This window comes from Pseudonocardia sp. Ae331_Ps2 (genome assembly GCF_001932405.1).
Taxonomy (GTDB): Bacteria; Actinomycetota; Actinomycetes; order Mycobacteriales; family Pseudonocardiaceae; genus Pseudonocardia.
On sequence record NZ_MCIM01000001.1, the window covers coordinates 5,682,689 to 5,695,773 of the forward strand.

General features: G+C 74.1%; 8 protein-coding genes. 3 read left to right on the forward strand and 5 right to left on the reverse strand.

The genetic code is table 11. The features are described from left to right. The first annotated feature begins 206 nt into the window (after nucleotides 1-206). Nucleotides 207-3,653 (forward strand): ABC transporter ATP-binding protein, encoded by a 3,447-nt coding sequence (locus Ae331Ps2_RS26565; RefSeq protein ID WP_212611712.1) that lies wholly within the window; start codon nucleotides 207-209, stop codon nucleotides 3,651-3,653. Nucleotides 3,654-3,699: 46 nt separating this feature from the next. On the opposite strand, the gene Ae331Ps2_RS26570 is transcribed toward Ae331Ps2_RS26565, so the two are convergent. From Ae331Ps2_RS26570 to Ae331Ps2_RS26580, 3 genes are all read right to left on the reverse strand, one after another. Then, entirely contained in the window at nucleotides 3,700-4,872 is a 1,173-nt protein-coding gene (locus tag Ae331Ps2_RS26570; protein WP_020623916.1) for an NADH:flavin oxidoreductase/NADH oxidase, read from the reverse strand. A gap of 185 nt (nucleotides 4,873-5,057) precedes the next feature. Further along, nucleotides 5,058-5,975: a cation diffusion facilitator family transporter gene (locus tag Ae331Ps2_RS26575; protein WP_075311646.1), complete on the reverse strand. Its 918-nt coding sequence runs from the start codon at nucleotides 5,973-5,975 to the stop codon at nucleotides 5,058-5,060. A gap of 51 nt (nucleotides 5,976-6,026) precedes the next feature. After that, nucleotides 6,027-6,932, reverse strand: coding sequence for a hypothetical protein (locus Ae331Ps2_RS26580; RefSeq protein WP_139318694.1), 906 nt, complete (start codon nucleotides 6,930-6,932; stop codon nucleotides 6,027-6,029). A 247-nt stretch (nucleotides 6,933-7,179) separates the two neighbouring features. Here Ae331Ps2_RS26580 and Ae331Ps2_RS26585 point away from each other — a divergent pair, with 247 nt between their 5' ends. Next, nucleotides 7,180-8,691, forward strand: coding sequence for an APC family permease (locus Ae331Ps2_RS26585; protein WP_020623913.1), 1,512 nt, complete (start codon nucleotides 7,180-7,182; stop codon nucleotides 8,689-8,691). Nucleotides 8,692-8,713: 22 nt separating this feature from the next. Here Ae331Ps2_RS26585 and Ae331Ps2_RS26590 read toward each other — a convergent pair whose 3' ends face one another. Next, nucleotides 8,714-9,967 (reverse strand): FAD-dependent monooxygenase, encoded by a 1,254-nt coding sequence (locus Ae331Ps2_RS26590; RefSeq protein ID WP_075305783.1) that lies wholly within the window; start codon nucleotides 9,965-9,967, stop codon nucleotides 8,714-8,716. 134 nt (nucleotides 9,968-10,101) lie between these two features. Continuing rightward, nucleotides 10,102-11,337, reverse strand: coding sequence for an FAD-dependent monooxygenase (locus Ae331Ps2_RS26595; protein ID WP_075305782.1), 1,236 nt, complete (start codon nucleotides 11,335-11,337; stop codon nucleotides 10,102-10,104). A 219-nt stretch (nucleotides 11,338-11,556) separates the two neighbouring features. Between Ae331Ps2_RS26595 and Ae331Ps2_RS26600 the strand changes: the two genes are divergently transcribed. After that, entirely contained in the window at nucleotides 11,557-12,987 is a 1,431-nt protein-coding gene (locus tag Ae331Ps2_RS26600) for a lipopolysaccharide biosynthesis protein (RefSeq protein ID WP_139318693.1), read from the forward strand. Nucleotides 12,988-13,085 lie beyond the last annotated feature (98 nt).

Consider the following 13,085-nt stretch of genomic DNA (forward strand, 5'->3'; position numbering starts at 1 on the left):
CCTCGGGGTGTTGTCGACCGCTTCGGGTGGGGCACGGGCCGATCCGGTTTCGACCGGGCATTCCGGGGCACGGCCCGGAAAACCGCGCGATTCCGTCGGGGGTCACGGCTACCGTCGATCACCGATCGCGTCGGAGATCCCGGAGCGCGGTCTCGTCGGGGGTGTCGAGGGTGCGCGCGCTGTCATGGCGTCGGCTGGGTGGACCGGTGTCGTTCGTGGCCGTGGGCGCCGCGGTGGTGGCCGCGGTCGCGGAGGCGACGGCGGCGACCGTGGTCGGGGCGGTGGTGAGCGGGCCGACGGCCACCCTGATCGCCGTGCTCGCCGCACTGCTGCTGGGCGCCGCGCTGCTGGACACCCTGGGCCGGGTCCTGTTCTCCGGGGTGGTCGGGCGCGCGGAGGGCAGGTTGCGTGCGGACCTCGTGGGGTCCGCGCTGGCGCAGCCGCTGCCCGCGCTGGAGGACCAGGCGGTCGGGGAGCTCCTCGACCGGGTAGACGACGACTGTCGCCAGCTCGCCCAGCTCATCCGGCGGATCGGCTGGGAGACCGGCCGGTCGCTGCTGCGCTCGGTGGTCGCATGGATCGTCGCCGGGCTGGTGTTCTGGCCGGCGTTCGTCGTGTTCCCGCTGGTCGCCGCCGCAATCGTGCTGGTGGCGCGGCCGTTGACGCCGCAGATCGCGCGGGCCAAGGTCGCCGAGGAGACGGCCTGGTCGGACCACGCGGCGCAGCTGGAGGAGTCGGTCGCCGGCCAGGACGACGTGCGCACCTCGCTGGGCCAGCCGCACGTGGTCGCCGGGTTCGCCCGCCGGGCCGCGACGGTCGTCGCGCGCACCCACGAGGTGTCCCGGATCGCGACCCGGCTCGGTCTGCGGACGGGCACCGTCGCGCACGCGCTGCTCGGGGCGCTCGCGCTCGGCGGGGTGTGGCTGGTCGCCGGGGACCCGGGCGGCATCGCCGCACTGGTCACGTTGTGGCTCCTGGTCACCGCGTTCGTCGGCCAGGTCGACGCCATCGTCGACCGGATGCCCGACATCCAGGCCGGTCTGGGCGCGCTCACCCGGGTGTCGTCGCTGCTGGAGACCGAGCGGGAGCCCGAGGGCGGCCGTCCCCTGCCGCCGGGGCCGGCGTCGGTGGAGCTGCGCGGGCTGACCGCCGGGTACGACGACGGGTTCCGCCTGGGCGGGATCGACCTGACCGTCCCGGCGGGGACGACGTGTGCGCTGCTCGGCCGTACCGGCTCGGGGAAGTCGACGGTCACCAAGGTGCTCTCGCGCGCCGTGGAGCCGCCGCGCGGGCAGGTGCTCCTGGCCGGGGTCGACGTGCGCGACCTGGACCTGGAGGGCCTGCGCCGCCGGGTCGGTGTGGTCACCCAGCGCACCGAGATCCTGGCCGCGACGCTCGCGGAGAACATCACGCTGTTCGACCCGGCGGTCCCGCGCTCGGCGGTCGAGGCCGCGACGGCCGCGCTGGGGCTCGACGAGTGGGTCGACGCCCTGCCCGACGGCCTGGACACCCGTCTCGGCACCGGCGGGATCGCGCTGTCCTCCGGTGAGGAACAGCTGGTGGCGTTCGCCCGGCTGCTGGTGCGCGACGTCGCCGTCGTCGTGCTGGACGAGGCCACCGCGCGGATGGACCCGCGCACCGAGGAGCGGGTGACCCGCGCGTCGCGGGCGCTGCTCGCGGGCCGCACCGGGATCGTCGTGGCGCACCGGCTGTCGACGATCCGCCGTGCCGACGCCGTCGCGGTGCTGTCCGACGGCCGTCTGGTCCAGCACGGCGCGCGGGAGCAGCTGGCCGCCGAGCCGGGCCGCTACGCCGACCTGCTCGCCGCGGACCGGTCCCTGCCCGGGACCGCGGGCGCCACCGCGACGGCCCCGGCGGGCGCGGCGCGGCACGGCGGTGCCGTCGCCGACCCGGGGTCACCGCTGCTGCACCGGGCCGCCCGTCGTGCGGTGCCGACCCCGGACCCGGTGCCCGCTCCCCCGCTGTGGCGGGTCGTGCTGCGGCTGGCGCTGGCCCACCCGCGGTGGGGTCTGACCGGCGGGGCGATGTTCACCCTCGCCACCCTGGGCTCGGCCACCGGTGTGCTGACCGGCTGGCTGTGGGGCCTCGTCGTCGCGGGGCTGGAGGGCGGCCGCACCCCGTGGGGACCCGCCGTCGCCCTGACGGTGGTGCTGATGCTGTTCCCGGTGTGGATCGCCGTCGCGTTCCGCACCTACCCGCGCTGGTGGTCCGCGGCGACGCTGCGGCTGCGGCTGGGGGTGCTGCGCGGGCAGACCATGCAGCGGCGCGGCCCGCGCTCCCCCGCGGGCGAGGTCGTGGCGCGCGCGTTGGACTCGGACCGGATGATCCTCTACGTGGACCGCTGGGTCGACGTCACCAACTCGGTGATCGTCGTCGTGGTGGCCGGTCTGGTGGCGGCCGACGTGCGCGCGGCCGCCGTCATCGGCGGGTTCCTGCTGGTCTGCGCGGGGGTCGCGGCGATCGGGGCGCCGTTCGCGGGGCGCTCCGGGCGGATCGCGGCCGACGCCAGGGCCCGGTTCGGCACGGCGCTGGGCTCGGTCCTGGAGTCGGTGCGCACGGTGAAGCTCGCCGCCGCGACCGGTGCGCTGCGGGCCCACCTCGCCGACGTCGACGGCGACCGGGTGCGGGCCACGGTCCGGGAGTACCGGGTGCGCACCCTGCTCGACGGTGTCCCCGGGGTGCTGCTGCAGGGCGCGGTGGTGCTCACCTGGTCGCTGTACCTGGTCGGCACCTGGCCGCTGGCGACGGCGCTGCTCGTGTCGACCACGCTGAACGGGGCCGGGTTCCTCGGGCAGGTGTGCGCGGCCGCGGTCACCGAGGCCCCGATCGCACGGCGCTGGCTGCGTGCCGTCGCCCCGTTCGCGGGCCCCGCGGACCTGACGCGGCTGCCGCCGGGCGTCGACCTGGTCACCGGCGCCGCGCCGGCGCCGGCGCCGGTGGAGCGCGAGCCGCTGCAGCGGCTGAGCCTGGAGAAGGTCGCCGCCGTGCACGACGACGGCACCGTCGGCGTCGAGGGCGTGGACCTCGACATCGACGCGGGCTCGCTGGTGCTGGTCACCGGCCAGGTCGGATCGGGCAAGTCCAGCCTGCTCGCCGGTCTGGCCGGGCTGGTCGAGCACGAGGGCGTCATCCGGTGGAACGGGCGCGCGGTCTCCGACCCGCAGACGTTCCTGCGCCCCGGGCAGGTCGCCTACGTCGGGCAGGTCCCCCGGGTGCTGTCGGGCACCTTCGGCGACAACATCGCCCTCGGGCACGACCGCCCGGTGCAGGACGCCGTCGGCGACGCTCGCCTCGACCGGGACGTGGCCGCGGCGGGCGGGCCGGACGCCGTCGTCGGCCACCGGGGCATCCGGCTGTCCGGCGGACAGGTGCAGCGGGTGGCGATGGCCAGGGCGCTGGCGACCGGCGCCGAGCTGATCGTCGCCGACGACGTGTCGTCCGCGCTGGACGTCCGCACCGAGATCGAGCTGTGGGCGGCGCTGCGCCGGCGCGGCAGCACCGTGGTCGGCGCGAGCACGAAGCGGGCGGCGCTGGCCCGGGCGGACCGGGTGGTCGTGCTGGACCGCGGTCGGGTCGCCGACGAGGGCCCCTGGGACGAGCTGGCCGCACGCTGGTCGCACCTGGCGGGCTGAGCCGGGTCACCCGGCCGCGGCGGGCGTCGCCGCGGCCGGTGACCGCTCAGGCCGAGCGCAGGTGCTGCTCGGTCGCGGGCGACGGAGCCGGCCAGCCGATGCTCGGGTCGTGGCCGCGGAAGTTCGACAGCCACCAGCCCCAGTCCTCGGGGACCAGCGAGAACGGGTCACCGTGGCCGAGCTCGCGGGCCGCCCACACCGGCCAGTGCGCGTTGGCCAGGGCCGGGCGGCCCAGCATCACCAGGTCGAGCTTCTCCTCCCGGATCGCGCGGTCGGCGTTGGCCGGGATGCCGAGGTTCCAGCTCACCGTGACCGGGATGCCGATCTCCCGGCGGACCCGGGCGCCGCGTTCGACCCAGGCCGAGACGTGCGGGAAGTGCGGGTCGCGCATGTCGTCGGTGTTGCCGCCCATCGACAGGTCGGCCATGTCGGCGCCGTGCTCCTTGAGCCACCCGACGACCTCGATCGAGTCCTCCCACTGCACGCCGTCGGGGTGGTAGTCGTCGGCTCCGAGGCGGAAGGTCAGCGGGTACTCCTCCGGCCAGACCTCGCGGACGGCGTCCATCGCCTCCAGCAGGAACCGGGCCCGGTTGGCCTTGCTGCCGCCGTAGGCATCGGTGCGCCGGTTGGCCAGCGGCGAGTAGAAGCTGGCGCCGAGGTAGCCGTGCGCGAAGTGCATCTCCAGCCACCGGTAGCCGGCGTCGAGAGCGCGTCGGGCGGCGTCGGCGTACTGCCGGTGCACCGCCGCGATCTCCTCGACGGTGAGGGCGTGCACCGGGTACGGGCGCTTGCCGAAGCCGTAGGGGACGTCCGACGGTCCGACGACCTGCCAGCCCTCGGGGTGGTCGGGCGGCAGCTGGCGGCCGAGCTCGTTCGCCACCCACGGCTTGAGCTCGCTGCCGTTGCGCCCGGTGTGGCCGAGCTGGATCGCCGGCACCGCGCCCATGTCGCTGATCATCGCGGTGACCCGGGCGTGGCCCTCGATCTGGTCGTCGTCGTAGATCCCGGCACAGTGCGGGGTGGTGCGACCCTCGGGGGCGATCGCGACCTGCTCGGGGAAGATCAGCCCGAACCCGCCGGCGGCGCGCGCGCCGAGATACATGAGGTGGAAGTCGTTCATCTTGCCGTCGACCGAGCGGTACATCGTCATCGGCGACATCGCGATGCGGTTGCGCAGGGTCACGCCCTTGAGCGTGTAGGGGCTGAACAGGTCAGGCACGGGCACTCCTCGGGGAGATTCGGTCGTGCACAACCATGCTCTCGGCTCGTCACCATCGGGTGACTGCCGGTTCCCGTCCGGTAACGGGCCCCTCACATCGTGGGTGGGCCCAGCCGTGAGGCGCCCGGACGGCGCACCCGGTTCGGCCGGGCGCGACGGTCCGGGCGACGGCGGGCCACGGCGGCTCAGCCGCAGTGGTTCTCGTGCCCGGTGTGCGCGGCGTGCTCGACCTGCAGGGTGGAGTGGTCGAGGCCGAACCGCTCCCGCAGCACGTGCCCGGCACGGTCGAGCACCGAGGCGTCCCCGCAGTGCCCGGAGACCTCCTCGTCGACGACGACGTGCGCCGACATCGCGGGGGTGCGGTCGTTGATCGCCCACACGTGCAGGTCGTGGACGTCGGCGACCCCCTCGACGGCCAGCAGCGCCGCCTTGACCTCCTGGGCGTCGATCCCCTTGGGCGCGCCCTCCAGCAGGACGTGCGCGGCCTCGCGCAGCAGCGACACCGCGCGCGGGAGGATCAGCGCGACGATGAACAGCGAGGCGATGGTGTCGGCCCAGGGCCAGCCGGTCGTCAGCAGCACCACGGCGGCGGCGAGCACACCGACCGAGCCGAGCGCGTCGCCGAGGACGTGCAGCATGGCCCCGCGCATGTTCATGTTGCCGCGGTCGCCGCCGGCCAGCACCGCGAGCGAGACCAGGTTCCCGATCAGGCCGAGCACACCGATGACCAGCAGCGGCAGGCCGGGGATCTCGGCCGGGACGAACAGCCGCTGCACCGCCTCCACCCCGACCCACACCACGACCGCGACGAGGGTGAGCGCGTTGAGGGCGGCGACGAGCACCTCGGCCCGGCCCATCCCGTAGGTCCGCGACGTCGTGGCGGGGCGGGCGGCGAGCACGCTGGCGATCAGGGCGGCGACCAGCGCGCCCGCGTCGGTCAGCAGGTGACCGAGGTCGGCCAGCAGTGCGAGCGAGCCGGTGTACACCGCGCCCGCCGCACCGAGGACCGCCGTGACCAGCGTGACGCCCAGCGCCGTCGCCAGCCGGCGACGATCGGTACCCGCCCCGGCGTGCCCCGCCCCACCACCGTGTCCGTGCCCCATGACCGCCACCATACATGCACGTATTCGCATGTGAAACTCCAGCGGGGCCGCTCAGGAGGCGGAGAGCACGTCCCCGGCGACGTCGCGGCACACCGCCCAGCCGTACTCCACGCCCCGCTCGGCAGGGTAGGTGGTGAGCACCGCGAGGGCCCGGTCCGCCCAGACCAGGACGCAGTGCACGTTCCACCCCGCGGCGCCGTGCAGCGTCCAGCCGTTCTTCTCCGCCACCACCCCGGGCAGCGCCGGACGGACACCCGAGCGGCCGTCCGGGGTGACGGCGTCGAGGTCGGCCAGCAGGGCGTCCCCGCCCGGCCACTCCGGTGCGCGGTCGCGCACGCAGGCCAGGATCCGGGCCGCGTCGAGCGCGGCGATCTGGGTGTAGGACCACCACCCCGGCCGCGACGTCGACACCTCCACCCCGCACTCCTCGTCCAGCCGCGCGGTGCTCGCGTCCCGCCCGAGGGCGCGGTAGAGCCGTTCGGCGGCGTCGTCGTCGGAGGCGCGCACGGCGGCGGAGATGTCGGCCCGTTGGGCGGCCGTCACCGGGCGGCCCGCCTGCGCGGCGGCGCGCAAGGTGTCCGCCGCCAGCCATGCCTTGATCGTGGACTCGGCCTCGAAACGGGTGGTCGCGGCGTCCGCCGAGCCGGTCCACCGGCCGTCGTCGGTGTCGAGCAGCGCCCAGGACAGGGTGAGGTCGTCCTCGCCCTCGCGGTCGACGAGCAGCGATCCGGGAGCGAGGTCGAGCGGGTCGGCGGTGGCGGATCCGGTCATCGCCGCGAGCAGCTCGCGCAGGGTGTCCGGGCCGGGTGCCGCGTCGTCGTCGGGGCCGGTCGTCGAGCTCTGGTGCTGCGCCGGCACGACGGCGCCGCCCCCGGGGCGCGGGACCGGACCGTCCGAGGCAACACCGGCGCCCCACAGCGCGGACACCGCCACCACCACCGCGACGACCACGGCCACCGACACGCGGGTACGGGGATCCCGTCCACGGCGTCGCTCAGGTCCGGACACGACCCCTCCGGTCGCGGACGACCGGACGGCCGTCCCGTCCTCGATGGTGCACCGCCGAACGGCGATCCGGACACGGAGGACGGAGGGTTCACACAGCATTTTCAGGATGTGCCCTGCGCTCCGCCCGGCACCGCACCCCGTCCCGGCATACCGTGCCGCAACGATCGACCGACCGACGACGAGTGGGGGTGGCGGCGTGGGCTGGACGCGCACTATGCCGGTGGAACGGATCCTGGCCAGGGGCAGAGCCGGCGACGGCTCCGAGGACGTCGGCGGCGAGGGGCGGGGCACGCCGCTCAAGCGCACGCTGAAGGCCCGTGACCTGGTCGGATTCGGCGTCGGCATCATCATCGGTACCGGGATCTTCACCCTGGCCGGGGTCGAGGCCCAGCAGCACGCGGGCCCGGCGGTGACGTTGTCGTTCCTGATCGGCGCGGTCGTCGCCGGGCTCGCCGCCGTCTGCTACGCCGAGCTGGCCTCCTCCGTCCCGACGGCGGGCTCGGCCTACACCTACGCCTTCGCCACCCTCGGCGAGGTCTTCGCCTGGATCATCGGCTGGGACCTGCTGCTGGAGTTCGGCCTCGGCCTCGCCGTCGTCTCCCGCAGCTGGTCGGGCTACCTGGCGTCGCTGTTCGGGCTGCCGACGGACTGGTTCGGGGAGGACGCCACGATCAACGTCGGCGCGGTGCTGATCATCGCGGTGCTGACCGTCGTCGCGGTCGCGGGCATCCAGCAGTCGTCACGGCTGACGAACCTGCTGGTCCTGGTGAAGCTCGCGGTCTGCGTGCTGATCCTCGCCGTCGGCGTGTTCTACATCGACCCGGCCAACCTGCAGCCGTTCATCCCGCCGGCCCAGGCACCGGAGGACGGCGGCTCGGTCTTCACCCAGCCGATCATCTCCGGGGTGTTCGGGCTCGCCCCGACCGTGTTCGGCGTCGGCGGCATGCTCACCGCGGCCGCGGTGGTCTTCTTCGCCTACACCGGGTTCGAGGCGCTGGCCAACCTCGGCGAGGAGGCCGAGCGCCCCAACCGCGACCTGAAGGTCGGGCTGCTCGGCGCGCTCGCCATCTGCGCGGTGCTCTACGTCGGCGTCTCGCTCGTGCTCACCGGGATGGTCCCCTACACCGAGATCGACACCGGCGCCCCGCTCGCCTCGGCGTTCGCCGGCGTCGGACTGCCGTGGGTGGGCGCGCTCATCGCGCTCGGCGCGGTCACCGGTCTGACCTCGGTGATGATGGTGGAGCTCGTGACGATCGGCCGGATCGGCTTCGCGATGGGCCGCGACGGCCTGCTGCCGAAGGCCATCGGCACCGCGCACCCCCGGTGGGGCACCCCGCACCGCATGACGATCATCGGCGGTGTCGTCTGCGCGGTGATCGCGGCGTTCACCCCGATCACCGCGCTGGCCGACATGGTGTCGATCGGCGCGCTCTCGGCGATGATCATCGTCGCCGTCGCGGTGCCGGTGCTGCGCCGGACCCGCCCCGACCTCGACCGGCCGTTCACGGTGCCGTTCTCGCCGGTGGTGCCGGTGATCACCGCGATCGCGTGCCTCTACCTGATGCTGAACCTGAACCTGGACACGTGGATCCGGTTCGCCGTCTGGCTGGCGCTCGGCCTGGTGGTCTACGCCCTCTACGGCCGCAGGCACTCCTTCCTCGCACGCGAGGAGCAGGAGGGCTCCGGGGCCGGGCGGGACCGGGACTGAGCCGGCCCCGCCGGGCCGCGGATCAGCGGTGCAGGGCCTCGCGGGGGGTGATCTCCCCGCGGGCCAGCGCCCGGCGGACCCGGCGGGCCGCGGTCAGCCTGCGCCGGACCTGACGGACCGGCTCGACCTGGGTCGCACGGTGCAGACGCTCGTTGAGCCGGCCCTGGTCGTGCCGGCGGTCGAGCAGCGACCAGGAGAAGGCCAGCGCGTCCTCGGCGCCCTCGAGACGCTCGGGGACGGTCTCGAACCACTCCATGCTCGCCCGGGCCATCCGCTGGACCGGTGCCATCGCGGCGCGGCGGCGGGCGTCGTACCCGGCGAGGGCGGCCTCGACGTCGTCGGTGCCGCGGGTCCCGCGCGGGTACAGCTCCTCGGCCAGCGCGATCGAGTCGGCGACGGCGAGGACCGTGCCCGAGCCGATGGCGAAGTGGGTGGTGTGGGCCGCGTCGCCGGCGAGGACGACGTTGCCGTCGCGCCAAGACATGTTCCGGACCTCGCGGAACTGCAGCCACGGCGAGGAGCCCATGCCGGGCGGGGCGATCAGCGAGTGCCCGTCGAGCGAGTGGGAGAAGACGCCCTCGAGCATCCGCATGGCCTCGTCGGGCGCCATCGTGTCGAGCCCCAGCCCCGCCCAGGTCTGCGGCGTGCACTCCACGATGCAGGTGCTGACGCAGTCCGCGGCCGGGTAGGCGTGGAACCAGATCCAGCCGGCGTGGGTCTTCTCGAACGCGAAGGTGAACGGCCGGAACGGCTTGCTAGTGCCGAACCAGACGTAGCGGTTGGAACCGTGGGAGATCCGGGTCCCGAAGGTGTCGGCCCGCGCGGCGCGGATCGCGGACCCGACCCCGTCGGCGGCGACGACGACGTCCGCGTCGGCGGTCAGCGGGTCGCGCCCGATGTCACCGTCCACGGCGACGGCCGTGTCGAACATGAGCTTCACCCCGACCTGGCGGGCCCGCTCGGCCAGCACCTCCAGCAGCCGCGCGCGGCCGATGGAGTAGCCGTAGCGACCGCCGAGGTGCACCGGGCGCCCGGAGACCTCCACGACCTGGGAGTCCCACACGTGCGCCGCGGCCCGCACCTTCTCGGCCCCGAGGGGGTCGGTGCGGAAGAGCTCGTCGAGGATGTCCTCACCGAGCGTGACCGCGAAGCCGGAGGCGGTGCCGGGCGCGTTGCGCTCCGCCAGGACGATCTCGTCCTGCCCGCCCGACCGGAGCCGGGCCAGGATCGAGAAGTACAGACCGGCCGGCCCACCACCGACGACCACGATCTTCACACCGGACCTCCATCGGATGTCATCGATCTGGGACGCAACGACCCTACGAACGCGGCGGACCCGTGTGGACACCGGGGCCGCCACGATCGGTGACGCTGCGCGTGCCGTCGGCGAGCGGTTTCGCCCCGGAACTTCTAGCTCTGCCGCCCGCGCAGGGCCGACCGCCGGACGCGGCGGGCGGTGGTCAGACCGCGCCGCACCTGACGCAGCGCGGGAACCTGGGTGGCCCGGTGCAGGGTGCGGTGGATGCGGCCCATGTCGCCCCGGCGGTCGGTGAGCGACCAGGCGAACTCGACGGGATCGGTGACCTGTTCGAGCTGGCGCCCCGCCTGCTCGAACCACTGCATGTTCCGCCGGGCGGCGTCCTGGATCGGGCCGATCTCCGCGCGCCGCCGGGCGTCGTAGGCCGACAGCGCGGCACCGCGGCCGTTCGGGCAGGTCAGGTCGGCCGCGGCCGTCTGGCCCGCGACGCCGTAGAGGGCGTCGACCAGACCCATCGAGTCCTGCATCGCCAGCACGGTGCCCGAGCCGATCCCGAAGTGCGTGGTGTGCGCGGCGTCGCCGGCCAGCACGAGGTCGCCGTCGCGCCAGGTCCGGTTGCGGACCTCGCGGAAGCGCAGCCAGGGCTTCTCCCCCAGCCCGCCGAGGGGCTCGATGAGCCGGCGCCCGGCCAGCGTGCGGTGGAAGACCGACTCGACGAGCCGGACGGCGTCGGCCCCGGACATGTGGTCCAGGCCCAGCCCCTCCCAGGTGTCGGGCTCGCACTCCACGATGCAGGTGCTGACCCCGTTGGACGACGGGTAGAGGTGGATCCACATCCAGCCCGCGTCGGTCGGCTGGAAGTCCCAGACGAAGGTGTCCGAGTCGCTGTCGGCGCCGAGCCAGATGTAGGGGTTCGTGCCCTCGTCGACGGTGGTGCCGAAGTGCTCGGCGCGCGCGGTGCGGATCCGGCTGCCGACGCCGTCGGCCGCGACGACCAGGTCCGCGTCGAGGGAGTCGCGCTCGACCGGGGAGCCGTACTCGATCTTCACGCCCAGCTGCTCGGCCCGGCGCGCCAGCACGTCGAGCAGGTCGACGCGGGCGATCGCGTAGCCGTACTTGCCGCCGACGTGCACCGGGCGGTGGTCGGCGACCCGGATCTCCTGGGCGTTCCACAGCCGGGACGCGCGACGCAGGGCCTCACCGCCCTCGGGGTCGTTGCGGAACGCGTCGTCGAGCATGTCCTCGCCGTAGGTGACGGCGAACCCGTGGGTCCGCCCCGCCTCGTTGCGTTCGTACACGACGACCTCGTCGCGTCCCCCGGACCGGAGCCTGGCGAGAACCGCCAGGTACAGACCGGCCGGCCCACCTCCTGCGCAGGCGATACGCACGCAGACCCCCTTCGGTTCATCAGATCACCGGAAGAAATGAACCGTAGCGCAGGGGTTGCGGAGCGCGACGGGGTGTGTATGTCCGCAGTGTCCGACCCCGTCCGGTGACGGACCGTCCGGCGCCCCTCCCCCGGCACCCGGCTGGTCGACCCCTGGTTAGCGTGGAGGTGTGCACGCACTCAGCGGGACCTCCCACGCCGCCGTCCGGCGGTGCGCGCGATGAGCGTCGGCGAGATGGTCGCCGGCCGGGTCCGCTCGGTCCGCCGGGAGATGGGCAATCCGCTCTACCGCAACGCGTACGCCCTGATGCTCAACACCGTCGTCAACTCCGGCTTCGGGTTGCTCTACTGGGTCTTCGCCGCGCGGGTGTTCAGCACCGAGGACGTCGGCCGCGGCAACGCCATGGTCAACCTGATGATGCTGATCTCGGTCCTGACCTCGCTGAACTTCGGTCAGGCCCTCATCCGCTTCCTCCCGACGGCCGGGCGCGACTCGCGGTCGCTGGTGCGGCTCGCCTACGGGGTCAGCGCCGGGATGGCCGTCGTCGGCTCGGCCGCGGTCATGACCTACTGCCACTTCGCCTACGCCCCCGGCGACCCGCTGCACGTCTCCCCCGGCTTCGCCGCGTGGTTCGTGGTCTCGACCGCCGCGTGGTCCATCTTCAACCTGCAGGACCAGGTCCTCACCGGGCTGCGCTCGGCGATGTGGGTGGTGCTGGAGAACGGCGTCTACGGCGTCGTGAAGCTCGGCCTGCTCGTCGTCGTCGCGTTCACCTCGGTGTCCGACGGCGTGTTCACCTCCTGGAGCGCGCCGGTCATCGCCCTGCTGGTGCCGTTCACCCTGCTGATCTCGCGGCGGCTGCTCCCCCGGCACACCGCGGAGACCGTGGACCGCGACGACGCCGGTGCCCCGGACCGCGCCACGCTGGCCCGCTACATGGGCGGCGACTACCTGGGCCAGGTGTTCAACCAGGCCATGTCGTCGTTCCTGCCGGTGCTGGTGGTCATGACGATCAGCCAGGCGGCCAGCGCCTACCTGCTGCCGGCCCAGACCGTCTTCCTCGCGATGAGCATGCTGTCGATGGCGATCACCTCGGCGCTGGTCGTGGAGGGCTCCCGGAACCCGGAGCACGCGCACGTGTTCGCCCGCGCTGTGCTGCGCCGGATCTGCCTGCTGGTGTGGCCCGCCTCGCTGGTCATCGCGCTGGCCGCACCGCTGCTGCTGTGGTTCTACGGGCCGCAGTACGTCGAGAACTCCACGACGCTGCTGCAGCTGCTGATGGCCTCGATGTTCCCGCGCGTGATCGTGACGATGTGGATGACGAAGTCGCGGCTCGCGAACCGCACCTTCCCCCTGGCCGCGCAGCAGCTCGTGCACTGCGCGATCGTGCTCGGCGGGATCCCGCTGCTCGCCCCGACGCTCGGGGTCGACGCCGTCGGCTGGACGTGGCTCGCGGGCGAGTTGGTGCTGGCGGTCGTCTTCGCGCCGTCGGTGGTGCGTTGGCTGCGCCGGCCGGCCCCGCCGCACCCGCCCGGCGACGGCGGTCCCGCCAGCCCGGACGGCAAGGACCTCCTCGACCGCGACGACGACACCCGGCCCATCAGCGGGCCGGAGGCGCGGACCCACGAGTTCCCCCGCGTCCGCGACTGACCCCTCGGCGATCAGGGGCTCCGTCCGGCGGCCCACGCAGCGTCCCGAGGCCCCGTCGATCAGTACCTGAGCGCTGTCCGATCGGCCGTCGACAGCGC